At 32.1% G+C, this 19181-nt stretch carries 13 protein-coding genes; 6 read left to right on the top strand and 7 right to left on the bottom strand.

What is annotated here, in order from left to right; translation table 11 throughout:
* Window positions 1–23: 23 nt before the first annotated feature.
* The 7 genes from HHX25_RS19860 to HHX25_RS19830 all read right to left on the bottom strand — a co-directional run bounded on the left by HHX25_RS19860 (window position 24) and on the right by HHX25_RS19830 (window position 11780).
* On the bottom strand, window positions 24–2027 hold the full coding sequence (locus HHX25_RS19860; protein WP_169677056.1) for a putative porin: 2004 nt from the start codon (window positions 2025–2027) through the stop codon (window positions 24–26).
* A gap of 166 nt (window positions 2028–2193) precedes the next feature.
* Window positions 2194–3534 carry a DUF4302 domain-containing protein gene (locus HHX25_RS19855; protein ID WP_169677054.1) on the bottom strand — a complete coding sequence of 447 codons (1341 nt, stop codon included), beginning with the start codon at window positions 3532–3534 and terminating at the stop codon, window positions 2194–2196.
* 5 nt (window positions 3535–3539) lie between these two features.
* Window positions 3540–4394: a zinc-binding metallopeptidase gene (locus tag HHX25_RS19850; protein WP_169677052.1), complete on the bottom strand. Its 855-nt coding sequence runs from the start codon at window positions 4392–4394 to the stop codon at window positions 3540–3542.
* 18 nt (window positions 4395–4412) lie between these two features.
* Window positions 4413–5912: a RagB/SusD family nutrient uptake outer membrane protein gene (locus HHX25_RS19845; RefSeq protein ID WP_169677050.1), complete on the bottom strand. Its 1500-nt coding sequence runs from the start codon at window positions 5910–5912 to the stop codon at window positions 4413–4415.
* A gap of 10 nt (window positions 5913–5922) precedes the next feature.
* Complete coding sequence (locus HHX25_RS19840; protein WP_169677048.1) at window positions 5923–9552, bottom strand: SusC/RagA family TonB-linked outer membrane protein; 3630 nt, start codon at window positions 9550–9552, stop codon at window positions 5923–5925.
* 151 nt (window positions 9553–9703) lie between these two features.
* Complete coding sequence (locus HHX25_RS19835; protein WP_169677046.1) at window positions 9704–10912, bottom strand: FecR family protein; 1209 nt, start codon at window positions 10910–10912, stop codon at window positions 9704–9706.
* Window positions 10913–11171: 259 nt separating this feature from the next.
* Window positions 11172–11780, bottom strand: a complete 609-nt coding sequence (locus HHX25_RS19830; RefSeq protein ID WP_169677044.1) for an RNA polymerase sigma factor — start codon at window positions 11778–11780, stop codon at window positions 11172–11174.
* A 590-nt stretch (window positions 11781–12370) separates the two neighbouring features.
* Here HHX25_RS19830 and HHX25_RS19825 point away from each other — a divergent pair.
* From HHX25_RS19825 to HHX25_RS19800, 6 genes are all read left to right on the top strand, one after another.
* Entirely contained in the window at window positions 12371–12970 is a 600-nt protein-coding gene (locus tag HHX25_RS19825; protein ID WP_169677042.1) for a ribonuclease HII, read from the top strand.
* A 265-nt stretch (window positions 12971–13235) separates the two neighbouring features.
* Window positions 13236–15563 carry a ribonuclease HII gene (locus HHX25_RS19820; protein ID WP_240964587.1) on the top strand — a complete coding sequence of 776 codons (2328 nt, stop codon included), beginning with the start codon at window positions 13236–13238 and terminating at the stop codon, window positions 15561–15563.
* A 396-nt stretch (window positions 15564–15959) separates the two neighbouring features.
* The gene (locus HHX25_RS19815; RefSeq protein WP_169677037.1) at window positions 15960–17009 is read left to right on the top strand and encodes a nucleoid-associated protein; all 1050 of its coding nucleotides are present in this window, start codon (window positions 15960–15962) and stop codon (window positions 17007–17009) included.
* A gap of 135 nt (window positions 17010–17144) precedes the next feature.
* Window positions 17145–17612 carry a hypothetical protein gene (locus tag HHX25_RS19810; protein WP_169677035.1) on the top strand — a complete coding sequence of 156 codons (468 nt, stop codon included), beginning with the start codon at window positions 17145–17147 and terminating at the stop codon, window positions 17610–17612.
* A 159-nt stretch (window positions 17613–17771) separates the two neighbouring features.
* Window positions 17772–18701 (top strand): M43 family zinc metalloprotease, encoded by a 930-nt coding sequence (locus HHX25_RS19805; RefSeq protein WP_169677033.1) that lies wholly within the window; start codon window positions 17772–17774, stop codon window positions 18699–18701.
* A 94-nt stretch (window positions 18702–18795) separates the two neighbouring features.
* Window positions 18796–19179, top strand: coding sequence for a hypothetical protein (locus tag HHX25_RS19800; protein ID WP_169677031.1), 384 nt, complete (start codon window positions 18796–18798; stop codon window positions 19177–19179).
* Window positions 19180–19181: the final 2 nt, after the last annotated feature.

Raw genomic sequence — 19181 nt, 5'->3', positions numbered from 1 at the left:
AAGGCAAGGAAACATTAAAAAAATTACAGAAAGAAATTCCAAACGATACCAAAACGCACCGTAAAATCTCGGTATGGATTGTTTGGTGCAGAATAAAAATCGTATCCCGTAAAGGATGAGTTAAAGTGTTCCGCTTTTAAATAGATTCTCGTTTGACGAACTTTTGCGTTTATAAAGAAATCTAAACGAGGAAACTCTCCATATTCTCTTTCTGTCTGGACATAAAATTCTGCTAACAAAGGATTGTAAGCATTCATATAATACTTTGTAAAGTAATTGAAGGTAACTCCCGTTTGTAAAAACATAGCCTTTTTAAATAAATGACTGGAAAAATAAAGGGTATTACGAACTGTAAACTCAGGCACATTTAATGTACTATCCTTGTCTTTTACATTTTGATATAATATGGTATTATTTAAGGCAAACTTACCTACTTTAATTTCATTGTTTAACTTAACCCTTAAATAATTTATCGTGTTATTATTCTGAAACGCTTGTACCTGATTGCTTGTTTCGTCTTTTTTGAAGTAAACGTAATCACTAATTGTAGAATAATCGGCTGAAATATTTGCTAGTTTCTTATATTTTAATTGAAATGCTATTTGCTCTGTTTTTGTATTATTAAAATTATTTTGCCAATTGTAGTTGATGTAATCACTTTGATACAATAAAGTATTATAGTTTGGTGCTTTCGAACTATGATTGACAGACGCTATGGCAGATATGTCATCATTGAGTTTGAAGGAAGCTTTTCCTTTGATGAAGTTCCCATCGAAATCGCCCGATACATTTAGCCCCAATTCGCCCTCTAAATCGAAACCTTTATATTGTTTATGGTATTTGCCCCCAGCCGAAAATATATCGCCTTTTAATCTATTGACTATTGTGCTTCCGTTTAGCACCACCAACTTATCGTAACCATAGTTGTAATTATTATTGGTAATATTGAATTGCAAATCACCAATTATATTATTGCTATAATTTAATTGTACTTGATTATAAAAGTTTTCTAATGTTGCGCGATCTTTAATCGAATTTTTAAAGGCTTCCCCAAAAAAAGTGGCTCCAGATTGCGTGTACTCATAATATTTATCTTCAAAGGATAAGACATGACCTAAACTAAGCTTGTTTTTTGACAAGGAATCTTTTTTCTTAATGATTTTATAGGTATGCTCTAAATGAAAACGTTTGCCTTTTAATATATTTTCGGCATTTTCAAAATTCACTTCTAGAATGGAGCGATCTAGAAACTCTTCTGCCCCGGTTTCAAAATTTTCCACACTTGGGTCATCTTTTAACCCGCCATTTTCATTGTTGAGCAAATCTTGCGTTACTACATGCATCCTAATATTGTAACGATTATTCTTGGTTCTGTAATTTGTGGTAAACCTAAAATTACCTGTACTTGTTAATATATTCTGATATTTACCCAATGACCGCAATCCTTTATAAGCTATTGAAAAATTAAACTGTGGCGATGTATTTACTGTAAAGAACGAATCTGCCAACTGCCCTTGCTCAAAAGCCGTTTTAAAAAACAGCTCTGTTAATGGAGTTGGCACATGGTAATAGTTAATATCTTCAATCTCCATATAGTTGAAGTGTCTTGCCCGAGCACCAAAACTTGGCATCAAACTAGTACTTTGAAAGCTATAGGTTAAACTATTATAGGTCTGCCCTAAATTTGAAAATGGTATTAAACCAAAGTTATCTCTTCTTAAGTAATTAAACTTATATTCTTTTTGAATGGTTAATGTTGTGTCTACATACGTCGTATCGTTAGCATGAGAGATTATTAAGTAGTCTTTAATATTTGCTTTTTTATCTTTAGAATCTTTTGTGCTTTTTAAACTTTTATTGTTTTTTTGAATGACTTCAATGGTATCTTGTTGTTGAACGGCACCAATGGTATCTTGTGGCTCTAAAGTTTCCTTTTCGGTTGCTCGCGCCTTCTTATCTGGTATGGTTTGAGCGTTTAACTGACTAAAAAAACACATTAAAAATAGAGCCGAAAATATTTTCTTCATAGATTATATATAAACAGTGCAAATGTAAATACAAAATATGATAACGCTAGGATATCAAAAAATTATTTAAACGTAACTGTTAATTTTATAATAAAATATAACTAAAAAGGTCTTGCTATAAATTTTTAAGATTTACAACAAGACCTTTTACGTTTTTTAAATATTCCTAATAGGAGAAGTCCCAGTAATTGATAGTCATAGTTGGGTCATCTACATTAATCATCGAATATGTTCTATTCGAGAAATTTAAATAAGTACCTGTATTTAACAAATAATAACCTGATGGCGCTCCTATAAAAGCATCTAAAAGCGGTTGAAAAATTGCTGTTACCCCTGCACTAGCATTGGTATTACCTGTAGGCGTAAAAACAACAATACCGTTGGTAACTTCAAAATCCAGATCCCACCAAAAACGACCTGCATTGGTAATAAATTCAATATATGGTTGACCGCCGTTATTTAAATCCCAAAAAACCACATTACCGACTACAACGCTATAAGTATTTAGCAAAAACTCTGCAAAGGCATCATAAAAATTATTAAATGCTGTACTGCTCTTGAATCTTTCATCCATATTAAATACACCTGCTGTTGCCCTAACCCCAAATGCATAAGCATCTAATGGTGTTACTGGGGCATTCCCGTAACCTATTTTAGCAGTAACACCTTCTTTTGTTGCTACATACTCAAAACCTGAGGATCCATCAAATGTGAACTCGTTTATTAATACACCATCTACATCTAAAGCAGGGCTAATAATCAATCCATCTTCAGTAAAAGCAATACCAAATTCTTCATCGGCTATCGATCCATCATCATTAAACTTTGTAGGGTTTGCAAACAGTCTTACACCATCATAATTCAATGCAAACTCTGTTAAATTTCCTCCTGCTTCAACACTTAAAAAAGGAAATGCTGTGACTGCGGTAGAATTAATGAAAGCATCTCTATTTGCCAAAGATGTTTCTACGCTAGCCACACTCTCTGTCTCAAAGTTTGAAAAATTTGCCGGTGTGAGTACTAAAGTACCAGAATCTCTATTTCTAATATCTCTTAAGGTAATCGTGCCATTATCATTTGTAAAATACTGAAATACGGATGTTCCTTTAAAACCTGTACCTATTAAGGGCTGGTAACTAGGGTCGCTCACTTTTTGAATGTGGTTACGTGTTGTAAATACTAATTCTGTAGTTGTTCCAAGTCTTACTTCATAAGACGATGATTCTACAGCCGTTTCAGTATCGAAATCGGAAGTCATATCTACTGTGCCATCAGCATTAAACCTTAGGTAATAAGTAAAACCTCCAAACTCATCATTCTTGGTAAAGTAAACACCTTTAAAACCATTGGGTTGTGAAAGTAACAAATCTAAAAGCTCTGCGTTTCTTTGGGCTGCTCTATTGGCTGGAGCATCGGGAAATAGAGTTTCTGTTTCATTATCACTACATGATAAAAACGAAACTAATATTAAACCGACAAACCAAAATTTTATATTTATCTTTTTCATATCTTTTAATTTACTAATTCTTGTGTTGCTGCTTCTGTTAAAGCCTGAAGCTCATATAAGTCTATACCAAAGTTAGTCTTATAATAATCCACAACCATGGCTTCTTTTTGTCTTATTATTCCCTTAGATTCTTCATCTGAAATACTTTCTACAATAGCATCAAAATCTTCTTTAGAATTTGTTAGCATTTCAGAAACCATTTCTACGAAATCTTCACCAGCCTGACTAGAACCATAAGCTGTTATATAGCCCAACTCTCTAGCTTCGGCATCTGATCTATTAAACCATTGTGCTGTATAATCTGCTGGATTGATTTCTCCATAAGTCACATCAAATGGAATATTTTGATTCAAAATATGTCCATATTCATGATGAACTGTTTTAAGAGGTCTTTTAATGTCATTGATATTAGTGAAGTCCAGAAAATCAATATTAAACAATGTAATTTTTGTTCCTGCTTCTGCTAAGCCCAAAGTAATGGTCGGACTATTTGGATTAAAATTAAAACTCCCCACTAGCGTAAATTGTCTTGGAGCAATTTTTTTAATAAAATTCTCTCCTCCAACCTGAGTATAAGGTTCAATCCATGCTTTCTGCAAGGCTTCTGCGACAGGCCTCACACTTGACTCGAAGGGCGGATGTAAAAACCTATCAATATCGGTATCATTGATGTCCCACTTATAAAGTATTTCAATATTATATGGCGATACAAAATTGCCTCTTAACCAAACATCTAAATCGTTTAAGATTGGTGGTGTTGTGTCTATTTGGCTTTCACCTACTGCATCAGATCCATCATCGCATGCCATTGCAAATGCTAAAATCATGAATGCAAAAACTATGTATGTATATTTTTTCATCTTACTTGTTTTTTAATATTACCTTGGATTTTCTTGTATTCCAAATGATTGAGCTGCCTCTGGAATTTGCACTTGACGTCTGTTATCATCCTTTGCTAAGGTGAAGACATTGCCAAAAATATCACGATGTATAATTTCCATATTATGCCTTTTATTATCAAACCATCTCAATCCCTCATTGTAAAAAATAGTTCTTTTGATTGTCAATACCGCATTAACAAATGCCAGAGCATCTTGCGGAATTGTATAGAACGGCGTATACAATGTATTATCGGCAACTGCAAAACGCGTTTGAACATCGCTTACCTCTAGGGTATCAAAAGCAGGATCATAATTCATTGTTTTTACAGAATATGATAAATTAATATCGGCAACGGCACTATCGTACTGCCCTAGCATAGCGTATGCTTCTGCTCTGTTTAACAGGGCTTCATCGGTACTTAAAAGCACAAAAGCAACGAAAGGATTTCCTGTTCCAGCTGCTTGATTGGTTACTTTAAAGAACTCTCGAAATTTTGGTACGTTAAAAAACAAATCACTACTACCAAAAACAGTATAAGACCAGGGTTGCCCCGTACCATTTGCTGCTGGAAAAATCTCATCATTTTTATCATTATTTAATTGGTATCTAGCTGCAAAATGGTATCGGTTATAAATAGATTCTCCAGATACAAGCAATAAATTTGCTGGTTCGGTAGTAGAAGAAGTAAATCGCGTTGCTTGCTCTGAATACGTTGCTGGCCTATAACTACCCTCCCAATCTCTTAAAACTCCTGGGCCTCCAACTCCTAATGCAGCTGTACTGTGATCAATCACTTTTTGCCATTCGCCAGTGTTTAAATAAAACCGAGACGCAAATGCATTTGCAGCACTTCTTGTAAAGTGAAATGCTGGCACATTATAATCATCACTTACTAAAGGCAGCCCAGCTTCTATATCTGCCCTGATATTATCATATACATTTTGTACCGTGCCTCTTTCGTAATCTCCAAGCAAAACTGTTTCTGGCTCTAGAACGTATGGTATTCCCATATCTGAAGCCGCTGTAGAAGGGTTATATGCCTTTGAGAATATGCTAACTAACATAAAATGAGCATAAGCACGACACATGAGTGCTTCTCCTTTTAGGTGATCTAACTCCATACCCAGTTCTTCAATGGATGCTAATGCCTGATTGGCTTGCGCGATGGCTTTATAGGCTCTATTCCAGTAATTTGTTGGAGAATCTTCATCTGTATCATTAATATCTTCCCAAAAAAACATTCTTTGGTTAAGCGTGGTTGCGAAATCAATCCCAGTATCTGCACTCGGACTTTTATCACCAGCATTATCAGACATAGGCTCTAAAAAGGAGACGTATGCTGCATCTGGATAGGCACCTACTAGTAGTTCTGCAATTTTTTCGGGTGAATCTATTGTCGTTCTATTATCTGGTGTTTCATCTAAAATATCGTTACAAGAAGATACTAAGAAAACAAATACCAAACCTTTTATTAAATTAAACTTTATATTTTTCATAGTATATTTTTTAAAAACCAACATTAAGAGAGAATGTAAATAATCTTGATATAGGGTATGCTACACCTCCTGATCTAAAAAACTCAGGATCTTGTCCACCTAAATCAGAGTCAGAGTAAATCAAAAATGGATTGGTCGTTTGTAAGCTCAATCTAAAATTTGAAATACCTAATTTATCTGTGGTTTGTTTATCAAAGGTATATCCTAATGTTATATTCTTCATTCTTATAAAATCGCCATCTGCAACTCTTGCTGTAGAATAATTATATGCATTATAAACCCGTTCTACTTCATTTTCTCCATAAGACTGCAAAACACTTTGCGATGGAATTGTTGGCACATCTGTAATATTTTCATCTCCTGGAAATAACCAACGGTTTACAAATTCTCTAGGAAATACATCTAAATCATCATACTCCGAATCGTAAGTAGGCGCCAGCCTTATTTTATTACCTGCTGAAAATGATATAAAAAAGCTAAGATCCCAATTCTTATATTTAAAATTATTTGCTAAACCACCAGATAAATTTGGTTCTGTTGGTCCTTCGTACACCAAATAATCTAATACGTTATCAGTATCTTGAAAATCAATTAAGTCAAACGGTTTACTGGGATCAAAATCTGGGTCTTGAGTCAAGAATGCTGGTAATCCAAATTCATTGAGCCCTTCAAAATTAAAAGAAAATAAAGAGCCTTTTGGAAAACCAATAGCATTACCTCTACCTGTTCCAGTTACTAAATCAAATACATTAGATTCCTGCTTAAGCGAGGTAACTTCTTGATTAAAATGAGAAATATTAAATCCTGTTCGCCATTGAAAGTCATCTTTATCAATATTAACCGTATTTAACTGAAACTCGATACCATTCGTTTCCATCTCCGAATTATTACCTAATTTAAGGGACTCCCCTCCTATTCCTGTGGTTCTAATTAAATCAATTAAATCTTTACCTTTTCTGAAATAAGCATCAAAATTTAACATGATACGATTATTAAGAAACCCAACGTCAAGACCTAAATTTAATTCTAAAGTCTTTTCCCATGTTAATTCACTATTTTGTAAATCTTCAATATCGATGAAGTTTTCTCTATCATTATTGTTAAACCTATCTGTTATTTGGTTTCTAAATACGGCCAGGTTATTAGTTGCATTATCTGCCAATAAAGCTACTAATCCATAGCTTGGGCGAAATGCCATACTTGAAATAACATCGGAGTCTTGAATAAAATCTTCTTTATCTATATTCCATTTTCCTCCAATAGTGTATGTTGGTAACCATCTCGACTCAGAAGATTTACCAGCTCTGTTAGAACCTTCGTAATTACCTGTAACGTTTAACACATATTTTTTATCAAAATCGTATGTAACGTTAGCAAAGAAAGACACTTCACGTTGCCGTGTTTCTTGAGAAGAGAAATACGGATTACCCTCTAAAATAACCTTTCTTAAAATATCAGGATCGGTAAATACTGTACCTCCACGACTAAATTGATAACCATAACCAGTATTCGAACTTGAAGAACGATCTGTATATCTATATTCCTGCCCTCCATAAACCCTTAATCCGTGTAAGTCATCTTTAAAGCGTTTGGTCCAATCTAATGTATTTCTAAATGTATACGTTGTTAGCGTATTTTTTCCTGTTATTAAAATACCTCCAACTGGTAATACAACTCTTGGCAATGCATTTGGATTGTCTGGGTCTGAAAATAAAAATGTATTCTCATTCCTAACAATTGAAGTTTCATCCGAACGGTAAGCAGCAGCAACATTCGAGTCTTCGGTAATAGCATGCTCACTGTTAGACGTAACATAACGTGCAGAACCTAAGAAGTTATAAGTTAAATTATCATTAAGTTGGTATTCCGCTTGACCCTGAAATTTTATATCCGACACATTCAACTCTATATTATTATTATCAAGTTCGTTCAGAATATTGAATGGTGCCCAGTTGTATCTAGAAAACTCCAGGTTACCATTATTATCTCTTGGTCTTAAAGCTCTACTTGTATTAAGCGAGTAACTAAATGGGTTAATATCAAAATCTCTAGTAAATGATCCACTAACAACATCCTCCTGTCTCGCAAAAGTACCAGGCGCCAGTTGATTTCTAATGGAAGCTTGAAGTTGCGTGGTTATTTTTAACTTATTATCATTTAAAAAGAACGTATTTCTCAAGTTACCAGTAATTCTTCTTACTCTATCGGCTACGGTCCAACCAGAATCGGTATAATACCCTAAAGAAGCATAAGTTGTCGAGGTTTCGGAACCACTTGAAAAACTTATAGTATGTGTTTGCGTAGGCGTTGCTCTAAATAGAGTTTTGAACCAATCTGTATTTGCCAATTCAAATTGTCTTAAAAAATTAGCTCTGGCTTCAGGCGTATTTGCTAACTCATATTGCCCCGTGGTTTCGTCAAAATTGTCGATAGCTCTATACATAATATTGTATATCCCTCCATATCTTCCTTGAAACGAGCTAGGCAAATCTAAAAACCCTTTGGATTCCATTTCTCTATATACTGAAACCGTTTCTTGCGAGTTTAATAGATCGTAATTGGTATATCTAGGAATATCTCTTACTGCATACTCTGATTGATAATTAAATGTTGGTTTTTGATTTTTTCTACCAGATTTTGTTGTAATAACGATAACACCGTTAAGTGCACGTGCTCCGTATAGGGCTGAAGCTGATGCATCTCTCAAAATTTCAAAACTCTGGATATCGGAAGCATTTAAACCAGCTACCGCCGAACTCAATAAGGTATTCGGGTCACCAGAAACTAAATCTGATACCGATAGGTTTACAATTTCTTCCTGAATAACGCCATCTATGATCCATATTGGTTTTGTGTCCCCTAAAATAGATGAAGACCCTCTAATAGTAATTCTAGGGGCAGCACCAAAGGTTCCTGTTACATTTTGAACACTCACACCAGCAGCTCTCCCTTCTAGGGCTCTCGATATATCTGCCACACCATCCAGCTTAATATCTTTAGCTTTAATAGTTTGTGATGCTCCTGTAAACAATTCTCTACTTACATTTTGGTAACCCGTTATTACAACCGCATCCAAATCTTCTAGACCTTCCTTCATAACAATATTGATCGTAGTCGAATCACCGACTGTTACAAATTGTGTCTGCATACCAACAAAGCTAATTTTTAGAACCTCCCCTGGACTTGCATTGATGGAATAAATTCCATTGAAGTCTGTCTGGGCACCTCTTGATGTCCCTTCAATTACAATGTTAACTCCTGGCAAAGGCAAGCCATCTGTCTCATCAGTAATTTTCCCTGAAATTTGCTGTTGGAAATTAGGTTTGAGAACCTCTTCTTTTTTATTTAAAATGACTTGACGCTCATTTACAGAGTAGATAAGCTTTTCTTTATTGATAACTCTATCCAAAATTTTATAAATGGATTTGTTTTTAATTTGAATGTTACCAAGAACTTTCTTCAATTCGGGTAGTACCTCATCGTTATAAATGAATACGAATTCACTTTGGTTTTCTATGGATTCTATCATATTCATTAAAGTAGCCTCCTTTATCTCTATTCTCAATTTTTTGTTTTGAGAATACGAATTTGAAAAAGAATACAATGAGAATAAGACTAAAAAGACTGTAAGACTCTTCATTACAAATAGAGTTTTGTTTCTAAAATCCAAGAGGGAATCATAGAAAATGTGGTTATTTTTCATAAATTTGAATTAGTTTTTAATTAAACATTAAGCTGCCCCTATAGCAGTTTATTTTATTCAGGGAATGTTGGCGCATTCTCTGATTTTTTTATTTCAATACATACTTCTTATCGTTTATTATTTCGAATTTAAATTCTGTTGTAATCGTTAAATTTTCAAGCGTCTGTTCTATTTTATCATTTAAATCCAGCTTTCCACTTACGTTTATACTTTTTGCATTATGCGGGTTTTCGAAAATTATTTTTACATTATAAAAACGTTCTATTTTCCTTACAATATTTATTATTGACTCACTCTCAAAATACAAAAGCCCTTGGGTCCACAGTGTATAATTGTCTGTGTTTACCTTTTTAATATTAACTTTTTCAGTGTCTTTATGCCATGATGCTAATTGTCCTGGCTTTAAAATTGCTCTTTGTGTTTTAAATATATTTTTCTCAACAACTACAACTTTACCTTCTGTTAGAACCGTTAAAATATCTGAATCTATAGGATAAGCAGACACATTAAACTTTGTTCCTAATACTTCTATTGACACTTTCTCTTCAATAGTTTTTACAATAAATGGTTTTTCCTCATCTCTAGCTACTTCAAAAAATGCTTCTCCAGAAAGAAAAACTTTTCGTTCGTCTGAATCAAACTTTTCAGGAAACATAAATTTTGTTCCAGCATTAAGATACACTACCGAACCATCTGACAATATAATCTTACTTCGTTTCCCAAAAGGTACGATTAATTTATTAAAAAGTAATGCTTTTCCTTCATTTTTTATATTGCCATTTATAGTATCTTTTTCATTCAAAACAAGATTGCCTTGTTCGGTATATTCAATAAGTGATTTTCTTTCATCTATCAATAAAGGTTTTCTTGATCCAAGAATTAATTGGGTATTGGGTTTTTCTAAAGAATCCAAAGGTGTTTTACTTATTTCATTTATAATGAAACTGTCGTTCTTTTGAAAATTGTTATTGACAAAGACAGATCCAATTATTAACGCCAATAGCAATATAGCTGCATATTTATAGGTTTTTTTCACCAAAAAGAATACTTTGTTTGGCTTCTTTTCACTATCTATTTTAGTTAAAAGCTTTGTAAATATTGCTTCCTTTTCTTTATCTGAAAGCTTAACATCTTCAGGCTTTAGGTTTCTTAAAATCTCTTTTAAGACTTCAATCAATTCTTTTTCTTGTGGATGTTTAAGGATATAATCTTCCCAAAATTTGGTTGTTTCTGCAGTAGGATTATAAATCCAACTTAGGAAAGAATCATTTTCTATATATTTAGAATAAAGCTCCATATCTTACTTTTATTTCTTATAGGGTAACTCATTCTATTTTTGTGGACACTTTTTTTAAGTTTTTTTAAAAAAAATTTAAAAAATACTTAACAACATAGCTATCATATGGGTTTCATTCAAAATAAGGTTTACACGACAATGCTAAAAAAAGTCTATATTAATGAGGCCTGGTAATTTATAAAATGATATTAAAACCTCTCTAAAGCACCCTTTGCTTTGGACTTAATTCCTAAACGAGTATTGATAGAAATAGAAATAATTAAACTGCAAATAGAAGCAAATAAACACCTGAATTAATATCATTCAAAGCTAGATCTTTACGCAGTTTTTTTATAGCCCTATAGACCTGTTTGCGTACAGAATTATGATTAATGTCGATGATTTCTGAAATTTCAGCATAATTAAAGCCTTTGGTAAACCTTAAATAAAGTATTTCTTGCTGCTTGGGGGTAAGTTCTTTAACTATTTTTGCAACAAGTTTTTTTTGGTACTTCTCAACTTCTCTATCGATGGTTTTTGTTTCTATGTTATATTCTGTAAAAAAAGACAAGTTTCCTTGTTCTGGTAAGCTACTTTTCTTTCTCTCCTTCTTTAATTCCCGAAACATTGTACGTTTAAGTGCTTTAAATAAATAAAACTTAATATTTCTGGGTGCGGAAATACGTTTTCTGTGCTCGTATATATCTAAAAAAACATCTTGAATACAGTCTTTTACAAAATTCTTATTAGAATTCAATTTCATACCATATGAAAACAACGAATCTACATTTGAATTATAAATGGATGTAAAGGCCCCTTTGTCTCCATCTACAAATTTAATCCAAACTGTTTCAGGTTCTTCTTGTATTGCTTCCTTTATAATACTCATTAATTATAATAATGTGGACACATAATATGTTAGTCAAATCCACATATTTGTTAGCAAAATCTTTTCCTTTTCATTTAATTAAGTGGGTACGAATATTTAAGTTCAGATATTGTTAATTAATCATCATTGTTTAAACATTTTTCTTAAAAAACATTTACAAGTTTAATTAATTTACCTAAGCTTTTTTATCTAAAGATTCTAACACCCAACTTTAAACAATTTAGTGAAAAATATTTAAATAAAGAAAGCCAGCAACAACTGCTGGCTTTCTTTTAAATATTTAGTCATCTATTTACAAAGATGAACTTTGAATATTTATTTTGAGTTAGTCGGCTGCAAACATCTTAATATTATCTTAAAAAAACAAAAAAACACACAAAAAAAGCACCTATTCACCATTAATTCATCTTTTTAAAATTATTAAATACTCATAATAGCGTCCATTTTTTTAAATTATTATCACAAATCAAATACTAAAAAAGATCATTCAACAATGTCAACTATTAAATTCATATAAAAACGAATAAATTTACTAAGCATGCATAATAATTTGTATACAAAATTATAAATTTGGCAATATTCTTATTTAAATGCTATTAATAAATCATTCCAATTATTCTTTAGAATGCGGCACAGATGAAGCTGGACGCGGTTGTTTGGCGGGTCCGGTTACTGCTGCGGCAGTTATCCTTCCTAAGAAATTTGAAAATTCGATACTCACCGATTCCAAACAACTTAGTGAAAAAAAAAGAGATATTTTAAAGTCAATTATTGAGGCAGAAGCTCTAACTTTTGGCGTCGCTCACATATTTCAAGAAGAAATTGATCGTATTAATATTTTGAATGCTTCGATTTTGGCGATGCACAAATCTATAGACCTATTGAAAAAAAAGCCACAATTCATAATAGTTGATGGTAATAAATTTAAACCTTATAACAATGTCCCTTTTGAAACCATTGTTAAAGGTGACGGGAAATATTTAAGTATTGCTGCAGCATCCATTTTAGCAAAAACGCATCGCGATATTTACATGAATACCATTCATGAGGAATACCCTATGTATAATTGGAAACAAAATAAAGGCTACCCTACTAAAGAACATCGAGCCGCCATTAAAAAATACGGCATAACTAAGTATCACAGAAAGTCTTTTAGGTTACTACCAGAACAATTAGTACTAGATATTTAGTAACATTTTACTATATACTATACAATTTTATTGCTTCTTATAGTGTTATGATAAGCAAAAACTTTATCTGGAAACATAGGCATAACTTTTCACTTAAATAAAAAAAAGTCGAGATGATTTCTATTAAAAATATGTAGGTTTGTAAAAATTAATTCGTTTTATGAGAGTCATTTGTTCTTCCCTACTTCTTATACTGTTATTTAACTGCTCAAACACCCAAAAAAGCCCCTCAAAACTTATCGATTTTGTACCAAATAACACGTCTATGGTTTTGAAGACCTCAAATCTTGAGAGTTTAAAAAGTAGCATCAACAATAGCGATTTTTTACAGAAATTTTCTAAAACCCATTCGTACAAAAACTTAGAAAACACTTTAGACCACTTAGCATATTTAAAACCTGTTAATGATATATTAATTTGTTTTTCGAAAAATTCGAAAGACAGTTTACAATATTCGATCATAACAAAATATCATCAACAATTATTTGAAACCGATTCTCTACCAAACTATGTAGAAGAAACCCTTTCTTATAAAAACAAAAAAATCACAAGATCTACATTAAACAACAATACATTTTATAGTGCCATTGCAGATAGTATCTTTTTCGCCTCTTCGTCAAAAAGCGCTGTTGATGACTTCTTTACTAGCAAAACTAAAGATCCAGAACTAGAAAAAATCTATAATATAACTGGTGACGATAAAACTTTCTCGGCTATTATAGCACCTGATAATACATTTTTAAAGTCATTTTTTATTGAAGATTCCATTTCTTTCAAAACATTTACTAATTATATAGGTACCGATATAAGCATCAATCAAGATGAAATTCTTTTTAATGGCATCACTAAAGCAGTAGATTCTTCGGAAAGCTTCATTAATATCTTTAAAAATACCACCCCTCAAGAAAATCAAACGCACCATATCACACCTTCTAATAGTGACGGCTATATGAGCTTTACTTTCAATGACTATAAAACATTCGAAATCAATTTGGCCAAATTCAATAGTAAAGATTCCATAGCCCACTCAACTATACTTTTTAATGATATTGTTGAGATTGGGGTTATTTATCAAGGAAAAGATCATGCTATTGCATTAAATTCTACCGATATTATTGCTACCAAAGATGCTCTTTTAAGCGAACAAAACAAATTGGGGTTATATAGAGGTATTGATATTTTTAGTTTTAGTCGCCCTCAACTATTCACTAAAACATTTGCACCACTTATATCGTTTAACAATGCCAATAGATACTGTATTTTAGATGATTTTTTCGTATTTGCTGGTAATACTGAAATACTTCAAAATATTATTGCCAACTACCAAAATAAAACGACACTAAACGAAAAAACCTATTTTCAAGATATAAAAAAACATCTAAGCGATGCTTCATCGTTAATGCATGTGATCGATCCGGTATCTTTAAAAGCTGTTATAAACAAAAATCTTAAAGACAACTCTGACTATAATATAAAAGGCTACAACGCATCTGCATTACAATTTATTTATGAGACTAATTTTGCACATGTAAATGGTATTATAAAAAAGAGCAAATCGAGAGCCTTACAAAATTCGGTGTCCGAAGAACTAAATATTAAATTGGATACCGACTTATTAACCAATCCTCAATTTGTAAAAAACCATATTACCAAACAAAAAGAAATTGTTGTTCAAGACATAAACAACCATTTATATTTAATTTCCAATAAAGGAAAAATTCTTTGGAAAAAACAAGTACAAGGCCCTATAATCGGTACTATTGAGCAAATTGACATTTATAAAAACGGACGATTACAATTAACTTTCGCTACGCCTAACAGAGTCTATGTTATTGACAGAAATGGAAATAATGTCGGGCCTTTTCCTATTAAATTCAACTCTGCAATCACCCAACCTTTAGCTGTTTATGATTATGATAAAAACAAAAATTACAGATTATTAATTACACAGAGCAAAAATGTTTCGATGTACAATGTAAAAGCACAAACTGTAAGCGGATTTACCTTCAAATCTGCAAATAACACAATTATATGCCAGCCAAGGCACTTTAGAATTGGCAGTAAAGATTATATTGTATTTAAAACGCAAAACAAGCTTTATATTTTAGATAGAACTGGCAAAACCAGAGTCAAACCAAAGACTTCAAGCTCATACTCCAATCAGCCTATCTTTCTATATAATAATCTTTTTACCACTACAACTTCTGATGGAAATTTAATAACTATTGATTCCAAAGGGCATACATCTATTAAAAATTTAAACCTATCGGAAAAGCATTATTTAGAAACTTCAAGTAAAACACTTGTGGTATTGGATGAAAATAAATTGTCTATCAAAAACAAGACTGTAGAAATTGATTATGGCGATTACTCTATGCCACATCTATTCTATATTAATGATAAAATTTATGTCGCAATCACAGATATGCAGTCCCAGAAAATTTACCTTTACGATAGTCAGACAAAATTGTTGCCTAACTTTCCAGTGTATGGAAATTCACCCATAATATTAGACAATATTGACAAAGATAAGAACCTTGAATTTGTGAGCAAAGGAGAAAATAATTCTATCATTTTATATCAAATTAATTAATCCGTAGCCAAATTCCTAAACCATTTAAATATATACATATAAATCTCATAATTTTTTTGTATATGAAAAACTAATTTCTATCTTTAAGGCTGCTATTAATCAATTATTTACAATAAAAAATTCAATCTATTTTATGATTTTTCTTAAAATAATAATTTATTGATGATGAAAATTTAATCAATAGGTTACATCCTATTTGATATATTTAAAATATAATGATAACCAAATCTGAAGTCCCCAGGTCTTGAACGTCAAAGCTTTGCTTTGGCGTTCTTTTTTATACATCATACCATTTAATATACAGCAAAAAGCGTTTTATTTTACTAATAATTTTAAAAACAAAGCATGGTATAATTCTAATTATTTTAATAGTATTGCATACTTAATACGCAATGCATGATCTCAAGAAAAAACGCCTCAATTTCAAAATTCATTATCCATAAAGTTGGAAATAAGTTTAACGATACTAAAAATGCTTTTTCTGAGAATACGGTCGATTTTGACGAAGCCAGTTACGACTTAATGCTTCCTTTTTTACTTCGCCCCTTTGGTAGTGTGGTGCAAAGTTATCGTTTTAACCACCATGCCAATATTTCTTTAAACGAGATTAATAGTTATTGCACACAATTATTTAATGATGAAGATGCTTTCATAGATGTTTCTAAACATATTGTAACCCATTTATTCGAGCAATCTACTTCATCCAATATAAAAACGGGGGATGTTCTAGTGGTTATGTTCGAAGGTATTGAATATCGAGACATGACCACCAATGCTATTGGTATTTTCAAAATAGAAAGCAAGGTTAATTTCTTTCAAACTTATTTAGAGAATAAAAGTTATGATGTGCTGGTGCAAAACGGAATTAGTTCTAAAAAAGTAGACAAGGGCTGTTTAATTTTGAATCAAAGTGATACCGAGGGCCATATTATTTTAAGTGTAGATAACAACAGCTATGATGCGCTTTACTGGACAAACCAGTTTTTAAACATCAAATATGCTGATGATGCCAACAACCACACACAACAATATATTGAGCTTTGCAAAGAATTCTCAACCGAAATTTTAAAAACCAATTATGGTGCACAAGAACAAAATACTTTTTTAGCTAAAACCATCGATTTTTTTAAAGAAAACGAGGTCGTAAATGTAGAACATTTTAAAGAGGATATTTTTGAAGAAGAGAAACTAATAAGGCAATTTGAAGATTATAAAAAAGAATATGAGGGTGAACAAAATCTCGTTATCAGAAACCAATTTGATGTTGCGGAACGTGTTGTAAACAAAGAAAAGAAAAAAATCAAAACTGATATTAAACTGGATACCAACATACAGATAAAACTGGATATTGATGCTCCCGATGCCTCGGCAGAATATTTAGAACGCGGTTATGATGATGAGAAAAAAATGCACTATTACAAGGTGTTTTTTAATGCTGAGGATTAAACTTTAAGTTTACTTATTCTTTTACAATTATTTAGTAAGACTTAACGCAACCCTTTATATATTTTCCCATCTTAAGTATGATATGAAATTTTAAATGTTTGTCTGTTAATTCAGATGCGCCTAAAAAACAAAATCATGCCCCCAAAATCATTACTTACCCAATTTATAATTATTACTGTTTTTGGCATTTTTGCTTCATGCACACATGAAGACATTACTGCGAATCCTACCACGTCATTTGAATACCAAACACACGTAATTAAATTAAGTGATCTTGACAAGTACCCTATTACACCAATTTTAGAAGGAACGATAGAGGGAAAATTTATTTCTTCATCAGAGAAAATATCAATAGATCCCCAAACAGGAACCATTGATCTGTTGACAACTTATAAGAAACTGAAATTAGAAGATAGTGACACTTTCTCCTTTCATGTAAAATATATGAGCGATGAACATAACCTACATACTTTTCCTGTATCCTTAAGGTGCTTTGCTAATGTAAATAGTATACCAGCTAAGATATTAAACAAATCTAATCATACTGTACAAACAAATTCACTTAGTGAAGGTGAAGAAGAGCCACTTGTTGCCATGCCATAGTTAAGCAGCTATTTTGAAAAAAGGCCATTTACTAACCGAATAAAGAAAGTCAACATATATCGATGATAAATCATTGTATACTGGTTTATAAAGAAGGTAAAAAATGCATAATTCCTTTAATTCAAAGTAAATCAAATCTCAAAAGAACACACAATATATATGACACTTAAACACTTGCCTTTTTTAAGTACAATCATTTTAACCTTATTAACTTCTGCCTGTAGCAAAGATGAAAATTCTAATAAAGAAAATCCAGAGACTTCAATTCCTTTTAATGAAATAATTACCATACCAGTAGTTGTACATGTTGTTAATTATATACCAGACCCGTTCACTATTAGTGATGAAAAAATCCAATCGCAAATTGATGTACTAAATCAAGATTTTAGAAAGAAGAATCCCGATTATGTAAAAACGCCCGATGAGTTTATTAATCTTGTAGCCGATGTAGGTATTGAGTTTTCTTTGGCAACTATCGATCCAGAAGGCAACCCAACAACAGGAATAATAAGAACAAAGAGTCATGTAACAGGTTTCGATGGTATTAATCAAATAGAAAACACACCAATAGAAGACCTTAAATTATTTTTTACCGATAAAGGCGGACAAGATGCATGGCCCAGAGATAAATATTTAAATATCTGGATTGCCGATTTGAGCGATCGTAATGGCAATGTAACATTGGGCGGTTATGCTCAATTCCCAGATGTTGACCCAAGAATGGATGGCGTAATAATTGACCCGAGAGTATTTGGAACCTTACCCCCATTAATACCTAAACACCAATTAGGCAGAACAGCTACCCATGAAATTGGACATTGGTTAAACTTATTGCATATTTATGGCGAAAACGGACATTGTGAAAATGGCGATTTGATCGATGATACCCCTGATCAAAAATCTCAATATCTAGGAAATCCAACCTATCCTCAAAATTCTTGTAATAGTAACGATATGTTTATGAACTTTATGGACAGGGTCAATGATGAATCTATGCATATATTCACAATAGGCCAAAAAAGAAGAATGCGCGACCTTTTTAATCCTGGGGGTTTAAGAAGAAAATTATATCTCAATAGCAAGGACTAGCTTGAATGCTTTAACTCAAAACACCTAATACTGAACGCAACTTATTGGATAATTTTGTATCTATAAAATAGTTTACACTCAAACAAAAGCTCCCATGAAAAAGATATTTTTACCAGTACTTCTTTTGTTACTTATAATTTCATCATGCAAAAATGACGATGATAATTCCAACACCACATGCAACGTTTCTAACCCTGTTGAAGATTTGACTTGGTTAAAGGAAATTATTGAAGATTTTAAACAATCAACCCTAGTCGATGAATCTTACGTTTACAAAGCTACATATGAGGGAAAAACTGTATTCATAATAGGTAACTGCTGTGCAACATGTAACAGCTTAACGCTCGTAGCTTATTGCAATGGAGATTTTGTATTTAATTTAGATAACAAAAACGATAAGGATGCCTATAATAACTTCCTAGCATCTTATGAAGGTCATTTAATATGGTCTTCTCCTAATTTTGTCTGCAATAATTGATA

This window comes from Flavivirga algicola, assembly GCF_012910715.1.
GTDB classification, from domain to species: Bacteria; Bacteroidota; Bacteroidia; order Flavobacteriales; family Flavobacteriaceae; genus Flavivirga; species Flavivirga algicola.
The sequence above is the reverse complement of the archived record's forward strand: the minus strand, read 5'-3'. Positions and strand labels throughout refer to the sequence as shown.

Bases quoted from the DNA above. Each gene is read 5' to 3' on its own strand.
- HHX25_RS19860 (WP_169677056.1), bottom strand. From the start codon at position 2,027: ATGAAGAAAATATTTTCGGCTCTATTTTTAATGTGTTTTTTTAGTCAG.
- HHX25_RS19855 (WP_169677054.1), bottom strand. From the start codon at position 3,534: ATGAAAAAGATAAATATAAAATTTTGGTTTGTCGGTTTAATATTAGTT.
- HHX25_RS19850 (WP_169677052.1), bottom strand. From the start codon at position 4,394: ATGAAAAAATATACATACATAGTTTTTGCATTCATGATTTTAGCATTT.
- HHX25_RS19845 (WP_169677050.1), bottom strand. From the start codon at position 5,912: ATGAAAAATATAAAGTTTAATTTAATAAAAGGTTTGGTATTTGTTTTC.
- HHX25_RS19840 (WP_169677048.1), bottom strand. From the start codon at position 9,552: ATGAAGAGTCTTACAGTCTTTTTAGTCTTATTCTCATTGTATTCTTTT.
- HHX25_RS19835 (WP_169677046.1), bottom strand. From the start codon at position 10,912: ATGGAGCTTTATTCTAAATATATAGAAAATGATTCTTTCCTAAGTTGG.
- HHX25_RS19830 (WP_169677044.1), bottom strand. From the start codon at position 11,780: ATGAGTATTATAAAGGAAGCAATACAAGAAGAACCTGAAACAGTTTGG.
- HHX25_RS19825 (WP_169677042.1), top strand. From the start codon at position 12,371: ATGCTATTAATAAATCATTCCAATTATTCTTTAGAATGCGGCACAGAT.
- HHX25_RS19820 (WP_240964587.1), top strand. From the start codon at position 13,236: ATGGTTTTGAAGACCTCAAATCTTGAGAGTTTAAAAAGTAGCATCAAC.
- HHX25_RS19815 (WP_169677037.1), top strand. From the start codon at position 15,960: ATGATCTCAAGAAAAAACGCCTCAATTTCAAAATTCATTATCCATAAA.
- HHX25_RS19810 (WP_169677035.1), top strand. From the start codon at position 17,145: ATGCCCCCAAAATCATTACTTACCCAATTTATAATTATTACTGTTTTT.
- HHX25_RS19805 (WP_169677033.1), top strand. From the start codon at position 17,772: ATGACACTTAAACACTTGCCTTTTTTAAGTACAATCATTTTAACCTTA.
- HHX25_RS19800 (WP_169677031.1), top strand. From the start codon at position 18,796: ATGAAAAAGATATTTTTACCAGTACTTCTTTTGTTACTTATAATTTCA.